The organism is Marivivens sp. ABH4_498, from assembly GCF_056160585.1.
In genome coordinates this window covers 148,047-168,142 of the sequence record NZ_JBSWXL010000003.1, presented here as the reverse complement: position 1 = coordinate 168,142, position 20,096 = coordinate 148,047, and the positions used below count along the sequence as shown (strand labels likewise).

General features: G+C 57.4%; 21 protein-coding genes. 11 read left to right on the top strand and 10 right to left on the bottom strand.

Annotated features, from left to right (window positions below; translation table 11 throughout):
- Window positions 1-2: 2 nt before the first annotated feature.
- The 4 genes from ACXAGA_RS08150 to ACXAGA_RS08135 are packed head-to-tail and all read right to left on the bottom strand — an operon-like array spanning window position 3 to window position 3,509.
- Window positions 3-1,373: a glutamate--cysteine ligase gene (locus ACXAGA_RS08150; RefSeq protein ID WP_475116991.1), complete on the bottom strand. Its 1,371-nt coding sequence runs from the start codon at window positions 1,371-1,373 to the stop codon at window positions 3-5.
- 57 nt (window positions 1,374-1,430) lie between these two features.
- Window positions 1,431-1,982, bottom strand: coding sequence for a hypothetical protein (locus ACXAGA_RS08145; protein WP_475116990.1), 552 nt, complete (start codon window positions 1,980-1,982; stop codon window positions 1,431-1,433).
- Window positions 1,975-2,790 carry a GNAT family N-acetyltransferase gene (locus ACXAGA_RS08140; protein ID WP_475116989.1) on the bottom strand — a complete coding sequence of 272 codons (816 nt, stop codon included), beginning with the start codon at window positions 2,788-2,790 and terminating at the stop codon, window positions 1,975-1,977. The genes ACXAGA_RS08145 and ACXAGA_RS08140 overlap by 8 nt, the downstream gene beginning before the upstream one ends.
- The gene (locus ACXAGA_RS08135) at window positions 2,787-3,509 is read right to left on the bottom strand and encodes a 16S rRNA (uracil(1498)-N(3))-methyltransferase (RefSeq protein WP_475116988.1); all 723 of its coding nucleotides are present in this window, start codon (window positions 3,507-3,509) and stop codon (window positions 2,787-2,789) included. Before ACXAGA_RS08135 ends, ACXAGA_RS08140 begins: the two co-directional genes overlap by 4 nt.
- Window positions 3,510-3,521: 12 nt before the next feature.
- Between ACXAGA_RS08135 and ubiA the strand changes: the two genes are divergently transcribed.
- The 3 genes from ubiA (at window position 3,522) to ACXAGA_RS08120 (ending at window position 6,768) form a co-directional block, all read left to right on the top strand.
- Window positions 3,522-4,481 (top strand): 4-hydroxybenzoate octaprenyltransferase, encoded by a 960-nt coding sequence (ubiA, locus tag ACXAGA_RS08130; protein ID WP_475116987.1) that lies wholly within the window; start codon window positions 3,522-3,524, stop codon window positions 4,479-4,481.
- Between the two features lie 64 nt (window positions 4,482-4,545).
- Window positions 4,546-6,423, top strand: a complete 1,878-nt coding sequence (locus ACXAGA_RS08125) for an OmpA family protein (protein ID WP_475116986.1) — start codon at window positions 4,546-4,548, stop codon at window positions 6,421-6,423.
- Window positions 6,424-6,441: 18 nt separating this feature from the next.
- Entirely contained in the window at window positions 6,442-6,768 is a 327-nt protein-coding gene (locus tag ACXAGA_RS08120; RefSeq protein ID WP_086449726.1) for a hypothetical protein, read from the top strand.
- Here ACXAGA_RS08120 and ACXAGA_RS08115 read toward each other — a convergent pair whose 3' ends face one another.
- Window positions 6,769-7,713: an L-threonylcarbamoyladenylate synthase gene (locus ACXAGA_RS08115; protein ID WP_475116985.1), complete on the bottom strand. Its 945-nt coding sequence runs from the start codon at window positions 7,711-7,713 to the stop codon at window positions 6,769-6,771.
- A 124-nt stretch (window positions 7,714-7,837) separates the two neighbouring features.
- Here ACXAGA_RS08115 and ACXAGA_RS08110 point away from each other — a divergent pair, with 124 nt between their 5' ends.
- From ACXAGA_RS08110 to ACXAGA_RS08090, 5 genes are all read left to right on the top strand, one after another.
- The gene (locus ACXAGA_RS08110) at window positions 7,838-9,538 is read left to right on the top strand and encodes an acyl-CoA dehydrogenase (protein ID WP_475116984.1); all 1,701 of its coding nucleotides are present in this window, start codon (window positions 7,838-7,840) and stop codon (window positions 9,536-9,538) included.
- Window positions 9,535-10,578, top strand: a complete 1,044-nt coding sequence (locus tag ACXAGA_RS08105; RefSeq protein WP_475116983.1) for an MBL fold metallo-hydrolase — start codon at window positions 9,535-9,537, stop codon at window positions 10,576-10,578. Before ACXAGA_RS08110 ends, ACXAGA_RS08105 begins: the two co-directional genes overlap by 4 nt.
- 57 nt (window positions 10,579-10,635) lie before the next feature.
- Window positions 10,636-11,094, top strand: a complete 459-nt coding sequence (locus ACXAGA_RS08100) for a DUF6173 family protein (protein WP_475117354.1) — start codon at window positions 10,636-10,638, stop codon at window positions 11,092-11,094.
- Between the two features lie 84 nt (window positions 11,095-11,178).
- A complete protein-coding gene (locus ACXAGA_RS08095; RefSeq protein WP_086449722.1) occupies window positions 11,179-11,313 on the top strand; it encodes an aa3-type cytochrome c oxidase subunit IV in 135 nt (44 codons plus the stop codon).
- 51 nt (window positions 11,314-11,364) lie between these two features.
- On the top strand, window positions 11,365-11,952 hold the full coding sequence (locus ACXAGA_RS08090; RefSeq protein WP_475116982.1) for a hypothetical protein: 588 nt from the start codon (window positions 11,365-11,367) through the stop codon (window positions 11,950-11,952).
- On the opposite strand, the gene ACXAGA_RS08085 is transcribed toward ACXAGA_RS08090, so the two are convergent.
- From ACXAGA_RS08085 to greA, 4 genes are all read right to left on the bottom strand, one after another.
- Window positions 11,936-12,271 (bottom strand): AzlD domain-containing protein, encoded by a 336-nt coding sequence (locus tag ACXAGA_RS08085; protein WP_475116981.1) that lies wholly within the window; start codon window positions 12,269-12,271, stop codon window positions 11,936-11,938. The genes ACXAGA_RS08090 and ACXAGA_RS08085 overlap by 17 nt on opposite strands.
- Window positions 12,268-12,921: an AzlC family ABC transporter permease gene (locus ACXAGA_RS08080; RefSeq protein ID WP_475116980.1), complete on the bottom strand. Its 654-nt coding sequence runs from the start codon at window positions 12,919-12,921 to the stop codon at window positions 12,268-12,270. Before ACXAGA_RS08080 ends, ACXAGA_RS08085 begins: the two co-directional genes overlap by 4 nt.
- A gap of 118 nt (window positions 12,922-13,039) precedes the next feature.
- Window positions 13,040-14,023, bottom strand: coding sequence for a hypothetical protein (locus ACXAGA_RS08075; protein WP_475116979.1), 984 nt, complete (start codon window positions 14,021-14,023; stop codon window positions 13,040-13,042).
- Between the two features lie 23 nt (window positions 14,024-14,046).
- A complete protein-coding gene (gene greA / locus ACXAGA_RS08070; protein ID WP_475116978.1) occupies window positions 14,047-14,517 on the bottom strand; it encodes a transcription elongation factor GreA in 471 nt (156 codons plus the stop codon).
- A 239-nt stretch (window positions 14,518-14,756) separates the two neighbouring features.
- On the opposite strand from greA, the gene ACXAGA_RS08065 reads away from it, so the two are divergent.
- The 3 genes from ACXAGA_RS08065 (at window position 14,757) to ACXAGA_RS08055 (ending at window position 19,090) form a co-directional block, all read left to right on the top strand.
- Window positions 14,757-16,409: an electron transfer flavoprotein-ubiquinone oxidoreductase gene (locus ACXAGA_RS08065; protein WP_475116977.1), complete on the top strand. Its 1,653-nt coding sequence runs from the start codon at window positions 14,757-14,759 to the stop codon at window positions 16,407-16,409.
- A 123-nt stretch (window positions 16,410-16,532) separates the two neighbouring features.
- Complete coding sequence (locus tag ACXAGA_RS08060; protein WP_475116976.1) at window positions 16,533-18,233, top strand: tetratricopeptide repeat protein; 1,701 nt, start codon at window positions 16,533-16,535, stop codon at window positions 18,231-18,233.
- Window positions 18,230-19,090, top strand: coding sequence for a 4-(cytidine 5'-diphospho)-2-C-methyl-D-erythritol kinase (locus tag ACXAGA_RS08055; protein ID WP_475116975.1), 861 nt, complete (start codon window positions 18,230-18,232; stop codon window positions 19,088-19,090). Before ACXAGA_RS08060 ends, ACXAGA_RS08055 begins: the two co-directional genes overlap by 4 nt.
- Here the strand turns inward: ACXAGA_RS08055 and ACXAGA_RS08050 are convergent.
- Complete coding sequence (locus ACXAGA_RS08050) at window positions 19,083-20,081, bottom strand: polyprenyl synthetase family protein (protein ID WP_475116974.1); 999 nt, start codon at window positions 20,079-20,081, stop codon at window positions 19,083-19,085. The two genes, ACXAGA_RS08055 and ACXAGA_RS08050, sit on opposite strands and share 8 nt — an antisense overlap.
- Between the last annotated feature and the right edge of the window lie 15 nt (window positions 20,082-20,096).

Below are 20,096 nucleotides of genomic sequence, written 5' to 3'. Positions count from 1 at the left end.
TATTAGTAGCTGAATTCGCCGTAGATGCGGGTCAGATCACCGCCCCAGTCGCCGTTATAGCGTTCCAGCAATTCATCCGCGGGCGTCTGCCCCGTTTCAATGCTGTCTTTCAGCGCGTTCAGGAAATGGGTTTCATCTGGGACCATGCCGCCTGCGCCCGCTTTGCCGCGTGCCTTTAGGCCGCCATCCGCGATCGACACGGCTTCGCGTGCGATATCCATCAGTTTCACACCGCCAAATTCGCCTGCCAGACCATCAACAGATGCGGCAACGCGCAGACCTTCGCGGGTTTCTGCATCCCAATCTTTGGCCAGATCCCACGCGGCATCCAGTGCGGACCCATCATACATCAGGCCAACCCAGAACGCAGGCAGCGCGCACAAACGACGCCAAGGCCCGCCATCCGCGCCGCGCATTTCCATGAACTTTTTGATCCGCGCTTCGGGGAAGATCGTGGTCAGGTGATCGGCCCAATCGGACAGAGTCGGCTTTTCACCGGGCAGCGCAGGCAATTCGCCTTTTAGGAAATCGCGGAACGATTGGCCCAGCGCGTTGATGTATTTGCCGTCGCGGTAGACGAAATACATCGGCACATCCAAAGCGTAATCGACATAGCGTTCGAACCCCATGCCGTCCTCGAACACGAACGGTAACATGCCTGTGCGGCTATCGTCCAAATAACGCCACACGCGGCTGCGCCACGATTTGTGACCATTCGGTTTGCCGTCAAAGAACGGAGAATTCGCGAACAGAGCCGTCGCAACAGGCTGCAACGCCAGCGCGGTACGGAATTTTTTGACCATGTCGGATTCCGAACCGAAATCCAAATTCACCTGCACGGTGCAGGTGCGGTACATCATCGATTTACCGGATGTCCCAACGCGGTCCATATAGTCGGTCATCAGGGCGTAACGGCCCTTTGGCATGACCGGCATTTGGTCGTGGCTCCAGATCGGTGCGGCGCCCAGACCGATGAAACCCACGCCGATTTCATCTGCGATTTCGCGAACCTCGCGCAGGTGGGTGTTCACCTCGTCGCAGGTTTGGTGGATGGTTTCCAATGGCGCGCCAGACAGTTCCAGCTGTCCACCCGGTTCCAGACTGACGTTTGCGCCGTCTTTTTCCAGACCGATCAATTTTCCAGCCTCGGTCACGGGTGCCCAACCGTAGCGGTCGCGCAATCCCTCTAGCACGGCCAGAACCGAACGCGGGCCTTCATAGGGGATCGGGTTCAGCGTATCGCGGCAATACCCGAATTTTTCATGTTCGGTGCCGATGCGCCAATCGTCTGCGGGTTTGCAGCCAGCCGCCAAATATTCGGCCAGTTGTTCGTGCCGCTCGATCGGGCCTCCGCCGGATTGTGGAATGGACATAAATGGCCTCGATCTAATTAAAAAGTCTTAGTCACATGAGGTGGACCTGTTAGCGGGTCAAGTCAAGGGACGCGGACCACGGATTTCGTTATGCGGAATAGGTGTTCGCCAAAGCACATAAACACCCGCGCCTTTGGAATTGATAGCCGAAACCGCCGCATCATAGTTCAGTGACGGCAACGCAGACAGTGCATCCATGATTTCTTCGGCACCTGTGGCGTTGGCGGGGACAGTCAGGCGTTCGCCGTCTTTTTGCGTCAGTTGCCAGAACATATCGTCGTTTTCATCGATACGGATGGCGACGCTGGACAGCTGATCAATCGACACCGCGCCGCCCCATTCGGCGGTCAGCCAACTGATCTGGCGTTCATCGATATCCACCATCCCCACACCGATTTCCGATCCCATCCGCGCGGCCAATCGCGCGCGGCGGGTACCTTCGATCATGATGGATAGGCCCAACGCAGCAACGCCCGCGCCGAACCATTTCACAAACCCAAAGGTGGACAGGAACACCCACAGACCAAACGCGGTGACCGCGACGCCAATGATCGCTTGGGTCCAGCGTTTTAACGTGCGGACTGCATCAGGGCGTAGGAAATCAGACATCAACAGGGCTCCGATATAGGCACAAGGTCCAATCGCCGATGCGTTTGAACCCGATGGATTTATAGACCCGCGCGGCGGTTTCGCTGGCTGCAAATAGGGTAAAGCGCGAATAATCCAACGCCTGCGCCAGATGCAACGCCACTGCGCGTCGCGCGTAGCCCTGCCCGCGATGTTCAGGCGGCGTAAAGACCCCGCCGACCTGCGCCACGCCGTCAAATTCCGCGTTGAACCCCGTTTTCGCCACAGGCACACCGTCGACCGATAGAACCCATTGCTGGGGGTCAGCGGCAAACCCGTCGACCACAGTCGCAGCGGATTGCGCGGCGTCTTGGGCGGTCATGCCGATCGCCTCTTGGGAATATTGAGTCAGCCACTGGATCATCAGATCACGGGGCGCATCGCGGAACGGGATCAGATCGCCACCCGCGTCAGGCATAATCAGATCATCGCGGGCCAATTCAAACTGCGGTTCATCCCGATCAACATTGGTTGGCCCGTCGATTTTCAGCAGGTCCATCACGGGCCGGCATTGTTCGGCTGGCCCGACAAAGCCCGCGACTTTGCGCCCGAAAACAGGGGCAATAATCGGATCGGTCGGGCATTGCGGCATGACGATCCCGTTGTTCGTGATCGACAAAACATCGGTGATGTCCCCGCCCGAACGGCGAATCCAGCACGACGTGCCGTATTTGCCCGCCCCGTCCAAACCGAACCGATCCAGATTGGACAGCGCGAACATCGACCGACAGATATCGCGTTTTAGAAAGTCGATCACCTCGGGCAGATCGGCCTGCGTGGCGCGGGTCATTCCCAATCGCCCAGCTGCTGCTGCCACACCGTCAATGCCGCCACAGCCGCCGTATCCGCCCGCAAAATACGTGGGCCTAATGACACCGCGCGGGCACAATCCATTCCGTTCAGCCGTGCGCGCTCTGCGTCGGAAAAACCGCCCTCTGGTCCGATGAAAATCGCCCAAGGGCCGCCTTTGACGTCGCCCAACGCCTCGGCCGCGCCAACAAGGGATTCGTCGCAGAACATGATCTGGCGGCTGTGATCCCAGTCATCGATCAGACGGGTGAATTTCACCAGATCGGCGACCTCGGGCACGTAGGTGCCGCCGCATTGCTCTGCCGCCTCTAACGCGTGGGCCTGCAACCGTTCCTGATTGATGCGCCCCGAATTGGTGAATTCGGTCTGCATCGGCACAATCCGCGCGGCGCCCAGTTCAGTCGCCTTTTCCACGATGAAATCTGTGCGATCCTTTTTGATCGGGGCGAATACCAGCCAGATGTCAGGCGGCAATTGCAGCGGTTTGGTCTGATCCCTGCAGACCAATTCACCCGCGCGTTTGCCCGCTGACACAATTTCCGCGTCCCATTCGCCATCGCGGCCATTGAACAGGGATAAAACCGTGCCTTCGGTCAGGCGCATGACGCCAAATAAATAATGCGCCTGCTCTTTATTCAGAGAGACGGTTTGCCCTTTGGTAAGGGGATGATCTACATACAGTCGAACTTTGGATGCCATGGGCCGGACAATATGAGCGCAGAGAACCAATTGCCAGAGGGCACAGTCGCAGATGCGGTGAAAGATAACTGGGTCGATACTATCGCCCCCCGCTGGACGCGCCCCTATCTGCGCCTGTCGCGTGCCGATCGCCCGATTGGGACGTGGCTGTTGTTGCTGCCATGCTGGTGGTCGCTGGCATTGGCGTGCCTGCAAACGGGCACTGCGGGTTGGTTTGACCTGTGGATCGCGTTGGGCTGTGCGATGGGCGCGTTTTTGATGCGCGGCGCGGGCTGCACATGGAATGACATCACCGACCGCAAAATCGACGCGCAGGTCGCCCGCACCCGTTCGCGGCCAATTCCGTCTGGGCAAGTGTCCACGAAACAGGCCGCCGTTTGGATGGCGGTACAATCGCTGGTGTCACTGGGCATTTTGCTGACGTTCAATACGGCGACGATCGCCTTGGGCGTTCTGTCATTGGCCCCCGTTGCAATTTACCCGTTCGCCAAACGGTTCACGTGGTGGCCGCAAGTATTTTTGGGCATCGCGTTCAACTGGGGCGCGCTGGTCGGGTGGACGGCGCATACCGGATCGCTAGGGTGGCCTGCGGTGCTATTGTATCTGGGCGGGATCGCTTGGACGTTGTTCTATGACACCATCTATGCCCACCAAGACACCGAAGACGACGCCCTAATCGGCGTCAAATCCACTGCCCGCCTGTTTGGCGACGCCACGCCCAAATGGCTGCGGCTGTTTATGGCGCTGACGATGATCCTGTTGGGATCGGCTGCGATTTTGGCCACGATTGACCGATCCTTGCTGTCGCTGATCATCGCGTTCTGCGGGGTTTGGGCGATGGGGTGGCACCTTATGTGGCAAATGGCGCGGTTTGACCCCGAAAATGGCGACGGATTGCTGCGGTTGTTTCGTTCAAACCGCGACGCAGGGTTAATCCCTGTGCTGTTTTTCGCCTGTGCGCTACTACTTTGATTGCGCCAATAGGTCTAACAGCTTAATCAGAGAGAAATTTCTTAGAAGACAGAGACAGCACACAATGCGTCTATCATCAGTAGCGATCCGCGTAGGCACCTTTGGCGTCGCAGCCGGAGTGGCGGTTTTAGCGGGCAAAGCTGCGGTCAAAACGCTGGAATACAAATCCCAGATGGCCGTGCAAGAGGCATTGATTGATGCTGACATGTCTTGGTCGCGCGTTATCGCCGACGGCCTACAGATCGTCCTAGAAGGCGACGCCCCGAACGAAATCGTTCGCCTGCGTGCCGTCACCGTCGCAGGTCAGGCCGTCGATCCCAGTCGCGTGATTAACAACATCAGCGTCATCGATCAGGTCAGCATTGATGCGCCTGACTTTGCGCTGGAAATTTTGCGCAACGACAGCGGCGTGTTTCTGATCGGCCTGATCCCCGCGACTACAGACCGTGAAACCATGACGAAACGGATGACCGATATGGCGAACGGTCTGCCTGTGTCTGATTTGATGGAATCGGCTGATTATCCCGTGCCAGAGGACTGGCGCCCTGCCATTAATTTCGGACTGCGCGCGTTGGAAATGTTGCCGCGGTCGAAAATCTCTGTTGCGGCGGGCGAAGTGTCGGTCATCGCAAGCACCGACAGCGCGGATGAAAAACGCCGCGTTGAACAACGGCTGATATCGATCACGCCCGACGACGTCGATGTCACGATGGAAATCGCAGCCCCCCGTCCGGTCGTATCGCCCTATATCACGCGATTTACCATCGACGAAAACGGCCCCGCGTTTGAGGCATGCACCGCCGACACCGAAGAGGCCCGCGAAAAAATCATGGCGGCAGCCAGATCCGCAGGCGTCACTGACGATGTGACCTGCGCATTAGCATTGGGCGTTCCATCGCGCACGTGGGGTGACGCGGTTGCGCTGTCGATTGATGCCGTCGCCGAATTGGGCGGCGGGACTGTAACCATATCAGACGCGGATATTTCTTTGGTGGGCCGCATCGGCACGACCCAAGCGCGCTTTGATCAGGTGGTCGGCGAATTGGACAACGCGTTGCCCGAACTTTTCGCGCTAGACGCAACATTGCCCGAAGCCCCGACCGACACCGAAGAAGGCCCGCCGCAGTTTTCCGCGACGCTTAGCCCCGAAGGTCTGGTTCAGCTACGTGGCCGTATTCCGAACGATCTGGCCAACACTGTGGTTGAAAACTTTGCCTCGGCGCGTTTCCCCGGAACGGACATCGCGATGGGCACACGTGTGGGCGACGGCCTGCCTGCAGACTGGCAAGTTCGCGCCTTGGCCGCCGTCGAAGCGTTATCGCGTCTATCGAACGGATCGGTCATCGTTGAACCCAACAACCTGATCATCGCAGGCGTCACCAACGTTGAAGAGGCACAGGCCGAAATTTCATCGCTTTTGGTCGAGAAACTGGGGGCAGATGCAGTATTCAACGTAGATGTGGAATTTGTCGCCCTGCCCGATCCGATTTCGGATCAACCGACACCGCAGGAATGTTTGGACCAAATTGCGCTGGTCACTGGCGACCGCAAAATCACGTTTGATCCCGGCAAATCGACGTTGTCGTCGGATTCCATTCCGATCATTGACGATATCGCTGATGTCATGCGCGAATGCGTCGACATTGAATTGGAAATCGCCGGTTACACAGATAGCCAAGGCAGCGAAGAAATGAACCAGAACCTGTCCCAACAACGGGCAGAGGCTGTGTTGTCCGCCCTGCGGAACCGCCGCATTCCGACATCCAGCTTTGCGGCTGTTGGCTATGGCGAAGAAAACCCAATCGCCGACAACGACACCGAAGCAGGCCGCGAGGCCAACCGCCGTATCGAATTCCATCTGGTTGCCGCTGACGCGCCAGACAATACAGAAACCACGGAAGAGGCAAACGCCGAAGCCGACACTGCTGCGCCAGCCGAATAACGACCAAAGGATATCAAAGTGAACAGAACCGAATTGATCTTTGCGACCGCTGTTATCCTATTTGCCGCCTTTTGTTTGGGCTGGATGGCGAACTGGCTGGTCAACCGTTTCAATCGCGTGACCAAAGCGGAAATTGGCGAATTGGACCGCATGGCCCAAGCCCTGCACGAAGCCGAAGAAACCCGCGATCAGGCCATCAACTACGTCCACCAGCGCGAAGCGGAAATCACCAACCAGCTATCCCAGACCGAGGCTGAACTGCGCGCCGCAATGGACGGCCTGCGTGATGCCCGCCACGAAGCCGAAGAACTGCGTCGTTACATCGAACAAAAGAACCTAGGCTAATCAGTCCCGCGGGGCAGCGGCGCGGGTCAAACGATCATTGATCGCACGGCCCAGCCCCGTCATCGGCACAGGCGTGACCGCAATTTTCTGGGCGCCCATGTCGTTTAACTGATGCAGACAGTCAAACAAACGCGCGGCGGCCTGAACCAGATCACCAGATGGCGATAGGTTAATCGCGCAGTCCACATTCCCAAATCCCAAAACAGTTTCATCCGCATCGGGCTCGGTCACGTTCAATCGCATTGTACCGTTTGGCGCGTAATGCGATGTCATTTGCCCAGGCGCTGTGATGCCTGCGCCCGCGCCCTGTAAGGGTTGGCCCAATGCGGCTTCGATCGCTTCGACGGGGATACCGCCCGCACGCAACAAACGCGGCACATCCGAACAGCCGATAATCGTGGATTCCACACCAACGCCGCAGGGACCAGCGTCCAGAACCGCTTCGATCCGGCCAGATAGCCCGTTCATCACGTGCTGCGCGGTGGTCGGGCTGATTTGACCAGACGGATTGGCTGACGGCGCGGCCACAGGGCCACCGAATGCGCGCAGCAACTGTTGGGCAATCGGCGCATCAGGCACGCGCACGGCCAACGTATCCAAACCGGCCGTGACCAGCGGCGAAATGCCTGCATCCTGTTTGATCGGCAAAACCAATGTCATCGCACCCGGCCAAAACGCTGACGCCAATCGTTCCGCCAAATCATTGAATTCAACATATTGGCGGGCCGCTTCTAGATCGGGCACATGTACGATTAGGGGGTTAAACGATGGCCGCCCCTTGGCCTCGTAAATGCGGGCAACGGCAGTGCTGTTTCGCGCATCTGCGCCCAGCCCGTAAACGGTTTCGGTCGCGAATCCCACCAAACCGCCATTCGCCAAAATACTGGCGGCGGTCGCAATATTTGTGGGCTGCGACGTTAGGTATCGGGTCTGCAATTCAGTCATGACGCTGCGTTCCAGTTGCGGGGTCAGGGCCTGTGCGTACCTTAAACCCAACAAAAGTGGAATAGACCGCGCTGACGCAAAATGGAAAACACGCGCGACAGCCGAAAGAAAGAGTTCGATAAAAATGCCTTACCGTAGCCCTGTTTCAGAATTTCAATTCATCCTGAAAAACGTCGTTGATTTCGACCAAATCGCAGCGACCCCGAAATTCTCAGAGGCATCTGCGGATATGGTCGATGCGATCCTGACCGAAGCAGGCAAATTGTGCGACGACGCGATTGCGCCCGTCCAACGGAACGGCGACCTACATCCTGCAAAGCTGGAAAACGGCATTGTGCGGACCTCTCCGGGGTTTGCGGACGCATTCAGCGCAATCGCCGATGGCGGCTGGATCGGCATCTGCGCAGACCCTGAATACGGCGGGATGGGCCTGCCTTTGACCGTTGCGACAGCCGTCAACGACATGATGTCGGGCGCGTGTCTGTCGATGCAGCTGAACCCACTGATGAGCCAAGGCCAGATCGAGGCACTGGAATCCCACGCCAGCGACGAGATCAAGGAAATGTACATTCCCAAACTGATCTCGGGCGAATGGACGGGCACGATGAACCTGACCGAACCTCAGGCGGGATCAGACGTTGGCGCATTGTCGACCAAGGCGGAACCAAATGGCCATGGAAGCTATGCCATCACAGGTCAGAAAATCTATATCACTTGGGGCGACAATGATTTCGCTGAAAACATCTGCCACCTTGTTTTGGCGCGTACCCCTGATGGCGCACCAGGCACCAAAGGCATCAGCCTGTTCATGGTCCCTAAATTCATTCCAAACGCAGACGGATCGCTGGGCGAACGCAATTCGCTGCGCGTGGTCAGCCTAGAACACAAATTGGGTCTGCACGGATCGCCAACCGCGGTGATGAGCTATGAGGGCGCGCAAGGCTGGCTGGTCGGACCGGAATTCGGCGGCATGGCTGCGATGTTCACCATGATGAACAACGCGCGTTTGGGCGTCGGCACCCAAGGCATTGGCACCGCCGAAGGCGCGTATCAAGCGGCCTATAACTATGCCATGGACCGCAAACAGGGCCGCGTTGGCGGCACAGGTACGATCATCGAACACGCCGATGTGCGCCGCATGTTGGCCCATATGAAATCCGATACCTTTGCCTCCCGCGCCATCGCGCTGGCTTGCGGTGCTGCGATTGATATGCAGCACGCCACCAAAGACCCTAAATGGGCGGCGCGCGCGGCCCTGCTGACACCGATCGCGAAATCGTTCGGCACGGATACCGGCATCGACGTGGCCAACATGGGCATTCAGGTGCACGGCGGCATGGGATTCATCGAAGAAACAGGCGCCGCCCAGTATCTGCGCGATGTCCGCGTGACTGCCATCTACGAAGGCACCAACGGCATTCAAGCCATGGATCTGGTGGGTCGCAAAATGATGGACGGCGGTGATGCTGCGTTCCAACTGATGGACGAAATCGAAGCCTTTGCCGAAGATCAAAAAGCCAACCTACCCGAACTGGCCGAGGCCGTCTGGCAAGCAACCGAAGACCTGCGCGAAACCACCGAATGGTTGATCACGCAGGATGTTGCGGATCGCTTTGCCGTGTCGGTGCCTTATCTGCGCGCCTTTGCACGGGTTCTGGGTGGCTACTATCACCTGATCGCCGCCGTCAAAGGCGATGCCGCGCGCACCCGTCTGGCAACGTTCTACATCAAACGCCTTCTACCTGAGCATGTGTCGCTTTGCAGTCACGTCCGCGAAGGTAGTGTTGATCTTCTGGCGATTACGCCCGATGATCTGGCGGTATGATGGACGGCGAACAAAACACAATCAGATACCCACACGAAAACGCCCCCGATTTCGGTTCAGGCATCGAAATCGCACAGGGCGTTTTCTGGTTCCGTCTGCCGCTGCCTATGGCACTGGACCACGTCAATATTTACGCGCTGGATGATGGCGATAGCTGGACATTGATCGACGCAGGGATAAGGACGCGCAAATGCCGCGCGGCGCTTGACGCCGTTTTAAACGGACCGCTGGCGGGCAAACCCGTTGGCCGCGTTGTGCTGACCCACCACCACCCCGATCACGTCGGGCTGGCGGGCAAATTATGTGCCAGTGGCGCGTCGCTGGTCACAACGCGCACGACCTATGTGCTGACCCGTATGTTAACGCTGGATGTTCAGGAAACATATACAGACCATGCGCTGGAATTTTACAAACGCTACGGCATGAACGCCGATGTTCTGGCCGCCCGTTCCACCGATGAACGCCCGTTTAATTTCGCCGATTGCGTAGGTGATTTGCCGGCAGGATACCTGCGGATCAAAGACGGCGATACGATCACCATGGGCGGACGTATGTGGGACGTGATCACAGGTGACGGCCACGCCCCTGAACATGCCACATTCTGGAGCCGCGACGACAATCTGGTTCTGGGCGGCGATCAGTTACTGCCATCGATCAGCCCCAACATCGGCGTCTACCCTACCGAACCCGACAGTGACCCATTGGGCGAATGGATTGCGTCCTGCGAAAAATTCCAGCCAATGGCGCGGGCCGACCAGTTGGTTTTGGGCGGGCATAAATTGCCATATTACGGGCTGCCTTTGCGATTGCGCCAACTGATTGAAAATCATCACGGCGCGTTGGATCGATTGCTGACGCATTTGGAAACGCCTCGGCGCGGCGGCGACTGTTTTGTTCCGCTATTCAAACGCGACATATCAGGTGGTGAATACGGATTGGCCTTTGTCGAAACGGTTGCGCACCTGAATTACCTATATCATCGCGGCCAGGTCACGCGGCAAATGGGTGACGATGGCGCTTGGCTGTGGCAGCGGGTCTAGCAATTCAGCCTTGCGTGGCTATGTTCAGCACAAAGTCACAAAGGGCGAGACATGAAAATCACGGATAGCATCGACACGTCGGCAGAAATTTTGGAAAATGCCGTTCTGCCAACCATTCACGAAGTGCACGTCGATCCGTCTCGGCACGGGCCTTCGACCGATGACCTGCCTGCATCCGTCAAACAAAATGCCGCCAACAAAAGCCCCGCGCAATGGGCCTATGAACGCCTGATCATTTACATCCAGAATTTCGAAAAACAGCTGAATGCCGATCAAGAGGTCGCAATGGGGTTCACCGGATCATCCGCCGGCACGCTGCGGATCGAAGGATTGGGATACTATGACCCCGATATCGTCACCTTTTACGGGTCCAACGAATCTGGGGCACGTACTCAGCTGGTTCAGCACGTCAGCCAGTTGAATGTCATGCTAATGGCCCTGCCAAAGCCGACCGAACAGGCCGAACCTAACCGGATCGGGTTCCAATTGGGCAAAGATCTGGATCCTGTGACGTGATGCAGCAGGTCTAAGGGATGACAGGCCAGAAATTATCATTTATTCAGTCCCGCAAACGCGACACAGGAATGTAAGGAGCCTGCAATGGCTGAGCACAAACACGGCAGCATGGACATCAGCGAGCACGAGAAAACCTTTAACGGTTTCATGAAGCTGGCAACCCGCACCACCATCGGCATTTTGGTGGCTCTGGTTCTGCTGACTCTGATCAACGGCTAATCCGTTATCAATCGCCAAGGGGGCGCGATTCTAGTGAACCGTAGACAGTTCATGTTAGGCGCGCCCTTGTTGGTTGCCGGCTGTGGCGAAGCCATCTGGGCACCCGACGATATCGTCCGATCCATGGAATACACCCATGACGGACCACCCCGACTGACATTGATGACAATGCGGAATGTGGGCTCTGGCAACGGGGCCCATACGTCATTGATGATCAATGCGTCCCAGCGCGTGATCTGGGACCCTGCGGGATCATTTCGCCACCCCGACATCCCCGAACGGAACGATGTTATCATCGGCGTCACACCGCAAATTGCAGAATACTACGTATCGTACCATTCGCGTGCGACCTATTACACCGTGGTACAAGAGATCGATGTCACCCCAGCGGTCGCGGAAATGGCGTTACAAGCCGCACTGTCGGATGGCCCCGTTCCCAAATCCATGTGCGCTGCATCGACGTCGCGGTTATTGTCCCGACTGCCCGGATTTGAATCCATCCGAACCACATTTTTCCCCGTAACGTTGGAAAATCGGTTCGCAAAGTTACCAAACGTTCGAACGCGCGAAGTACGAGAATACGATTCCGATGATAATTCGGGCGTATTGTATCGTATCAACGTCACGCCCCTGCGGTAATCAAAAGCCCGATCACCAAAACCGCCGCGCCTGCGATAATCGCAGCCAGCACCTGCCGCGTGACAATCCCAACACCCAGCGTGATAATCCCGACCGCGAACCGCAGCGGATCAAAATCGCCCCCTGTTGCGTTGGGCCAAACAACCTGCGTCGCGACCAAAGCAGGTAGAACGGCGACGGGCACATATCGCAACAGACGCTGCAGAAAATCGGGCAACGGACGATCACCGATCAGCCCCAAAAACGAAAAGCGGATCAGAAACGTGCCGACGCCCAGAACCGCGATAATGGCCCAAACCATCGCTGAATTATCGATCATGGTTCGCTCCGCCCCTGCAGCAATGTTTCCGTGACAGCACCCGCGAACATCGCCAGCCCCCCTGCAGCAAGCAGACCCAATCCCGACGGGAAAATTGAAAAGATCAAACCAAACAGGATCGACACCGCCGCGGCAACCAAATGCGGAATGGTTTTCAGCATGGGCGCAAATAGCGCGATAAAGGTGATCGGCAGCGCAAAATCCATGCCTGTATTCACCGGAATCGCCTGCCCGATTAAGGCTCCGACCAGTGATGCGACGATCCAAACAGGGACGATTGGGGTCGCCACACCGAAAAAGAATGCGATCCGTTCCGACACGGTCCAGTTCGGGTTTTCATCATAGGCGGCAACTGACAGAGCGTATGTTTGATCAAAATTGGCATAGGCCACCAAAACCCGCTGCCACAGCGGCGCCGTCCCCAGATAAGGCACCAATGCAGCGGAATACATCGCCATGCGCAAATTCACCGCCAAGGCTGCCACGACGATCAACCAGAACGACGCGTTATCCACCATCATTTGCAGGGCGGTGAACTGCGCAGCCCCTGCAATAACCAGCATTGTCATGCCCATCGCCTGCCCCAGCGCCAAACCTGCGTCCATGGCCACAACGCCAAACAGCAGGCCGAACGGGATCAGAACCGGCATAAACGGAAGGCCCCCTACGAGGCCTTTGAGATAGATTTTACGGGACTGGGGTGTCATCTGGCGCCAAATTCACGAATTGCGAATTTGATCATTTATTAAAAACCAGACCGATGCAACCTTAGTCGAACGCACCTGAAACACGGCCCAATAACATAAAGGCGCGGCTGGTTCGGGTTTCCGACAAAGACACGATTTCTTCGTCTGTTGCGTGTTCTTCAAACTCGATCAGGGTCTTATCAAAACGGCGCAGGAAATGGTGCGCGACATCGCGGAAAATCGCGTCTTCGCGCATACGTGCGGACGTCAGGGCCAGACAGGAACGGTCACGAATGCCGCCCAATGCCGCAACGGTGCGCCCGCGTTCGCCTTTGGCGAAACGGCGCCAGATATCGGGGCGCGCGCGGTCGGGGCGCATGTCGTCCATGTAAATGCCGTCTTGGGACAGCAGAGTCAGGATATCCTGCGCGGCCTGCACCAATTGTCGGGCCTGACGGTCCTTTAGTGCGGCACGTAGGGCGGCGAAACCTTCGACGTCTTCTTGGGTTTCTGGGAAATTCAGCGCGCGGATCAGGTCGGTCGTGGAGAGCGGCGGTTCCAGATCCTCGGCCGGCGTGCCAAGCGCCAAGCTGGGCTGTTCGTCTGCTTCGACCGAACGTGGCAGCGGCACCTGAACACGGCCCGCCTGACGGGACGACGTGAACGTCGCCAGAACGGTTTCGGTTTTCTGCGCCGTATGGGCAATTGCGGCCAGTTTTTCTTCGACCTGCGGGGCGATGGCTGCGGTTTTGGCCTGACGTTCGGCCAGCAATGCGGCGCGCATGGAATCAATCGACTGACGCAAACGATCCGTTTCTTCGCGGTAGATGCGCATATTGCGCGCAGAGGTCACTGCCATCCAGACGACTGCGACAGGCAGCAGCAAAGCAACAAGAGTAAACACGAACCGAATACCATCCGAATTTTCGCCGCTACCGGTCGAAAAGAAAGTGAAATAGACACCAGCGCCGACCAGCCAGATCAGCGCTGCTGCGATACCTGCCCATTCCACCGCCGTTAGATCCTGCTGCGTAGAATCAGAATCCTGTTTTTGATCGATGGCCATAGGCACCCCCGCGTTGCTAGGGATTATTTAAAGGTAATGCTTAGGATTTCATAGCTGCGCAAACCGCCGGGTGTGCGAACTTCGACGCTGTCACCTTCGTCTTTGCCGATCAGACCGCGCGCAAGCGGCGATTTGATGTTCAGCTTGCCGTTTTCCAGATCGGCTTCGTATTCGCCGACGATCTGATAGGTTTTTTCTTCGTCCGTATCTTCGTCGACCAGTTCAACGGTCGCGCCGAATTTCACGGTGCCCGACATTTTGGCAACGTCGATGACATCAGCCAGACCCATGACGCCTTCCAGTTCTTTGATGCGGCCTTCGATAAAGGACTGTTTTTCCTTTGCCGAATGGTATTCCGCGTTTTCCGAAAGGTCGCCCAATGCGCGGGCCTCGGCGATGGCTTCGATGATTGCAGGGCGTTCCACCGACTTGAGGTGCTTCAGCTCGGCATCAATTTTATCAAAACCAGCCCGGGTCAGCGGGATCTTTTCCATTGGGTACTCCGTCGAAAGTAAATTCGTTGATCGTAAGTGCATAACGTATTGAGGGGGATAGAAGTCAAGTGGCCCCCATCGCGCAAATGGTCAGAAAGTACCGCAATAGCCGAATCTTGTACCGTTTTGTCGCGTTAAGGCGAAATAACGCCGTGTCGCGATTGCCCCAATCGCACCCATAGGATAATCCGAGACGAAAGAAAGTTACCGGATACCTCCGCGCAGCAAAAGGAACAGCCATGACCGCCATCGAACGGGAAGCTATGGAATATGACGTTGTGATCGTAGGTGCAGGCCCTGCAGGCCTGTCTGCTGCGATCCGCCTGAAACAACTGGACGCAGACTTAAGCGTCGTTGTTTTGGAAAAAGGATCCGAGGTTGGCGCGCATATCCTATCTGGGGCCGTTCTGGACCCATCGGGCCTGAACCGTTTGATCCCTGACTGGAAAGAAAAAGGCGCCCCGCTGAACGTACCCGTGACCGAGGATAAATTCCTGGTTCTGGGCGAAGCCGGTGCGCTGCGTTTGCCAAATGCACTGATGCCGCCGCTGATGAACAACCACGGCAACTACATCGTGTCGATGGGCAACGTCTGCCGCTGGATGGCCGAACAAGCCGAAGAGCTGGGCGTTGAAATTTTCCCAGGCATGGCCTGTTCCGAACTGGTTTACGGCGAAAACGGCGAAGTCAAAGGCGTGGTCGCTGGCGTATTCGGCCTAGAGGCTGATGGTTCCATCGGCGAAGGCACCGAACCGGGCATGGAATTGCACGGTAAATACGTGTTCCTGTCCGAAGGCGTACGCGGATCGCTGTCGAAAGAGGTGATCGCGAAATACGATCTGGACAAAGACGCCCAGCCGCAGAAATTCGGCCTTGGCATGAAAGAAATATGGGAAATCGACCCAGAAAAGCACAAAGAAGGCAGCGTGACCCACACCATGGGCTGGCCTTTGGGTACCAAAAACACCGGCGGTACATTCATCTATCACTTGGACAATAACCAAGTGTACGTGGGCATGATCGTCGACCTGAACTACAAAAACCCGCACCTGTTCCCCTACATGGAATTCCAGCGGTTCAAACATCACCCCGTTGTTGCGGAACTGCTGAAAGGCGGGAAACGCGTGGCTTATGGTGCGCGTGCTGTGACCAAGGGCGGCATTCAATCCATGCCGGAACCTGCCTTCCCTGGCGGTGCGTTGCTGGGTTGTTCGGTTGGTTTGGTGAACCTGCCGCGGATCAAAGGCAACCACAACGCCATGCATTCGGGCATCGACGCCGCCGAAGCGGCCTATGCCGCGATCAAGGATGGCCGTTCGGGCGATACGCTGGAAACCTATGGCGCGGCGCTGCGCAACGGTCCGGTTGGCAAAGACCTGACCAAGGTGCGCAACGTGGCCCCACTGAACGGCAAATTCGGCCTGCTGGGCGGATTGTCGATCGGCGGCTTTGACATGTGGTTCCAAACGCTGTTTGGCGGCGCGTCGCTGCTGGGCACGCTCAAGCACGGCAAATCAGACGCCGAAGCGACCGAACCTGCCGACAAGCACAAAAAGATCGACTATCCGAAACCAGATGGCGTGTTGTCGTTTGACCGCCTGACCAACGTCAGCTTTAGCGCGACAAACCACGAAGAATCGCAGCCGTGCCACCTGAAACTGGCCGATCCTTCGCTGCCGATTGCGGTGAACCTGCCTAAATTCGACGAACCTGCACAGCGGTATTGCCCTGCAGGCGTGTACGAAGTGCTAGAGGGCGACGACGGACCCAAATTCCAGATCAATTTCCAGAACTGCGTCCACTGCAAAACCTGCGACATCAAAGACCCATCGCAGAACATCAATTGGACCACGCCTCAGGGCGGCGACGGCCCGAACTATCCAAACATGTAAGCGACGGCCCGCCAATCGCGGGCCATCACAAGCGCGGCATCTTGCCAATAACGCCCGTCCTTTGATTGCGAAGGTCGGGCGTTTTCATTACGCTTGGCCCGTAAAAATATGAAAGGGCCCTACGTGACCTTGTCGATCCGACGCCTTTGCGCAGCTACAGCCATCACCCTTAGCCTTGTTCCATTTGCCGCCCATGCCGATGGCGGTTTTGGTGCATATCTGGCGGGCAAACAGGCTTTTACCGAAGGTTCCTACAAAGAAGCGGCCGATTATTTCGAACGGTTTTTGCCCGAAAACCCGCAGGATTTGTCAATCGTTGACGGCATCATCAATGCCTACGCCGCGATGGGGGATTTCGACAGCGCCGCGCCCTATGCACAGCAATTGGCCGATCAGGGGAATATCAGTCAGGTCGCCAATATCGTTGTCATGATTCAAACAATCAAAAACGGCGATTGGGATCAGGCGCACACCTATCTGGAACAGGGCATGTCGATTAGCCCGTTGGTGGACGGATCGATTCAGGCATGGGCCGCGTTGGCCGATGGCCGCATGACCGACGCAATCGAAGCCTTTGACGCTCAGTCGGAAATTCAGGGATCATCGTCCTTTGGCGTGTATCAAAAGGCGCTGGCCTATGCCTATGTCGGCGATTTCGAAAGCGCGGACCAGCTGTTTTCCGATGCGATGGAAAACGGTATGGCGCTGAACCCTGCCGCCGTTATCGCCTATGCCCAAATCCTTAGCCAACTGGACCGCGCAGAGGATGCGATCGCTATTCTACGCCGCGCTGACCCTATGGCCGTCAACCCGATGGGCAACCGCATGGTTCGCGCGCTACAGGACGGGGAAACATTTGCCTTTGACGTGATCACGTCGCCCAGCGAAGGTTTGTCCGAGGTATTTATGTCGATCGCGTCTGCCGTGTCGGCAGATGCGCCGCCGTCGTATACATTGACCTACGCGTGGTCCGCGCATCTGTTGGCGCCGACCAAATCCGATCCGATTATCATGGCGGCAGGGACCTATGCCCAAACCGGCCGTGATGATCTGGCCGCGCAAACCTATGCATTGGTTCCCGATGACGACCCACGCTTTATCGAAGCCGAATTGGGCCGCGCCGAAGCATTGGAAAACGCTGGCCAATCCGAAGCCGCAATCGAAGCGCTGCGCAATCTGAACCGCCGCTTTACCGAAGCGCCATTCGTTTTATACACTTTGGGCGACCATTTGCGCCGTGACGAACAATACGCAGAGGCCGACGCCGCCTATACCAAGGCGCTGGAAATGCACGCCCCCGACGGCGAAGCCCGCAAACTATGGTTCGTTTATTTTTCCCGCGGCATCTGCCGCGAACGGTTGCAACAGTGGGATTCCGCTGAAACGGATTTCCGCCGCGCGTTGGAATTGCGCCCAGGTCATCCAACCGTTTTGAACTATCTGGGCTATTCCCTGATCGAACGCGGTGAAAAACTGGACGAAGCCCTAAGCCTGATCGAAGAGGCCATCGCCGCCGACCCCGACAATGGGGCCATTATCGACAGTCTGGGTTGGGCCATGTTCCAACTGGGCAATTACGACGAAGCCACGCCTCTGTTGGAACGTGCGTCCGAACTGGAGGCCACCGACCCTGTTGTGAATGATCACTTGGGCGATGCCTATTGGATGGTCGATCGCAAAATCGAAGCCCGTTTCCAATGGCAACGCGCATTGTCCTTTGACCCTGCCGAAAAAGACGCCGAACGCATTCGCCTGAAATTAGAAGTCGGGCTGGACGCCGTTCTGGAACGCGAAAACGCGCCCTTAGACGGACAGCAACCGTGACCACGATTAAAACCATCGCTCCGGCCAAAATCAACCTGACGCTACATGTGACGGGCCAGCGGACGGACGGATATCACCTGCTGGATAGCCTTGTGACCTTTGCCGAGGTTGGCGACGTGATTTCCGCCACCCGCGCCGTCGATATGCGTCTGACGGTTTCGGGCCATTTCGCTGTGGGCGTTCCTACGGACGAATCCAACCTGATCCTGCGCGCTGCCGACGCTTTGCGCCGCGTGCGGGGTGTCACGATGGGCGCGCATCTGCATCTGGAAAAAAACCTGCCCCACGCGGCAGGCATCGGCGGCGGGTCGTCGGACGCGGCAGCCACGCTGAATTTGCTGGCCGAATTGTGGGACGTTGACCCATTACCCCACGACCATGACGCTGTGGTCGCATTGGGGGCGGATGTGCCTGTTTGCCTGCGCGCGCCTACGCCTTGCCGTATGCGCGGTATCGGCGATCACCTGACGGATTTCACCGCCCTGCCCCGCGCCGCGCTGGTTCTGGTCAATCCCGGCGTCGAGGTCCCCACCCCCGCGACGTTTCAGGGCCTAAAAACCAAACGCAATCCGTCGATGGGCGATTTGCCGACGGGCGCGACACTGCCCGAATTTGCGGCGTGGCTGAATGAACAGCGGAACGATCTGCATCCACCTGCGGCCGCAATCGCCCCCGAAATCGACGAAGCGTTATTCCTGCTGCGCAATCAGCGTGGCGTTCTATGGGCGGGCATGTCGGGATCGGGCGCAACCTGCGTTGCACTGGTCAAAGATATGGGCGCCGCCCGTCAGGTCGCACGCCCCATCCAAATTCGCAAAGGTAGCTGGTGGGTCGTGCCGACCCCGCTGCTTAGTTAATCCGCGCGACCACGTAGTCCGCGATATCCGACAGCATGGTGCGGATTTCGTGGTCAGGCACGGATTGCAGCGCTTCTTTCGCTTTGGCGGACCACGCCAGCGCTTCGTCTCGGGTTGCCTCTAGCGCGCCATGTTTTTTCATGATCGCGATGGCCTGTTCCAGATCGCCGTCATCCTGTTTGCCTTTGGCAATGGTGCGGGTCCAAAACGCCATTTCATCCGCGTCCGATTTTGCAATGGCTTTGATCAGCGGCAGCGACAGTTTGCGTTCGCGGAAATCGTCACCGATGTTTTTGCCGATCGCTTCAGTCCCGCCGTAATCCAGCAGGTCGTCGACCATCTGGAACGAAATACCCAGCGCGTCACCGTAATCATACAGCGCCTGTTCAACGGCCTCATCCGCGCCCGAAATCACAGCGCCAACTTGGGTCGCAGCAGAAAACAGAGCTGCGGTTTTGCCGCGAACGACCTTTAGATAGGTATCTTCGCTGGTGGACAGATCGCGCGAAACGGTCAGCTGTAGAACTTCGCCTTCGGCAATGGTTGCCGACGCATCGGCCAGAATGCCCAAAACACGGATCGACCCCGTTTCGACCATGATCTGGAACGACCGCGAAAACAGGTAGTCCCCCACCAGAACCGAACTTTGGTTATCCCACAGCAGATTCGCGGTCGGGCGGCCACGGCGCTGATCGCTTTCGTCCACCACATCATCATGCAGCAGGGTCGCGGTGTGAATGAATTCAACCGTCGTCGCCAAATGGATGTGATATTCGCCCGTGTAGCCGCATAATTTCGCCGCAGCCAGCGTCAGCATCGGGCGCAAACGTTTACCGCCTGCTTCGACCAAATGAGCTGTCACTTCGGGGATGCGGGGGGCGTGTTCGGACGCCATACGTTCGCGGATCATGGCATTTACGGCAGCCATTTCCGGTGCCAGCGCCTGCGCCAGACGTTCATGAGGTTTAGTCGCAGCTACATCTAGGCTCATGCCGGCTCCATCCGC

Bases quoted from the DNA above. Each gene is read 5' to 3' on its own strand.
- ACXAGA_RS08050 (WP_475116974.1), bottom strand. From the start codon at position 20,081: ATGAGCCTAGATGTAGCTGCGACTAAACCTCATGAACGTCTGGCGCAG.
- ACXAGA_RS08110 (WP_475116984.1), top strand. From the start codon at position 7,838: ATGCCTTACCGTAGCCCTGTTTCAGAATTTCAATTCATCCTGAAAAAC.
- ACXAGA_RS08145 (WP_475116990.1), bottom strand. From the start codon at position 1,982: ATGTCTGATTTCCTACGCCCTGATGCAGTCCGCACGTTAAAACGCTGG.
- ACXAGA_RS08125 (WP_475116986.1), top strand. From the start codon at position 4,546: ATGCGTCTATCATCAGTAGCGATCCGCGTAGGCACCTTTGGCGTCGCA.
- ACXAGA_RS08135 (WP_475116988.1), bottom strand. From the start codon at position 3,509: ATGGCATCCAAAGTTCGACTGTATGTAGATCATCCCCTTACCAAAGGG.
- ACXAGA_RS08085 (WP_475116981.1), bottom strand. From the start codon at position 12,271: ATGATCGATAATTCAGCGATGGTTTGGGCCATTATCGCGGTTCTGGGC.
- ACXAGA_RS08150 (WP_475116991.1), bottom strand. From the start codon at position 1,373: ATGTCCATTCCACAATCCGGCGGAGGCCCGATCGAGCGGCACGAACAA.
- ACXAGA_RS08140 (WP_475116989.1), bottom strand. From the start codon at position 2,790: ATGACCCGCGCCACGCAGGCCGATCTGCCCGAGGTGATCGACTTTCTA.
- ACXAGA_RS08080 (WP_475116980.1), bottom strand. From the start codon at position 12,921: ATGCCGGTTCTGATCCCGTTCGGCCTGCTGTTTGGCGTTGTGGCCATG.
- ACXAGA_RS08115 (WP_475116985.1), bottom strand. From the start codon at position 7,713: ATGACTGAATTGCAGACCCGATACCTAACGTCGCAGCCCACAAATATT.
- ACXAGA_RS08105 (WP_475116983.1), top strand. From the start codon at position 9,535: ATGATGGACGGCGAACAAAACACAATCAGATACCCACACGAAAACGCC.
- greA (WP_475116978.1), bottom strand. From the start codon at position 14,517: ATGGAAAAGATCCCGCTGACCCGGGCTGGTTTTGATAAAATTGATGCC.
- ACXAGA_RS08095 (WP_086449722.1), top strand. From the start codon at position 11,179: ATGGCTGAGCACAAACACGGCAGCATGGACATCAGCGAGCACGAGAAA.
- ubiA (WP_475116987.1), top strand. From the start codon at position 3,522: ATGAGCGCAGAGAACCAATTGCCAGAGGGCACAGTCGCAGATGCGGTG.
- ACXAGA_RS08090 (WP_475116982.1), top strand. From the start codon at position 11,365: ATGTTAGGCGCGCCCTTGTTGGTTGCCGGCTGTGGCGAAGCCATCTGG.
- ACXAGA_RS08065 (WP_475116977.1), top strand. From the start codon at position 14,757: ATGACCGCCATCGAACGGGAAGCTATGGAATATGACGTTGTGATCGTA.
- ACXAGA_RS08075 (WP_475116979.1), bottom strand. From the start codon at position 14,023: ATGGCCATCGATCAAAAACAGGATTCTGATTCTACGCAGCAGGATCTA.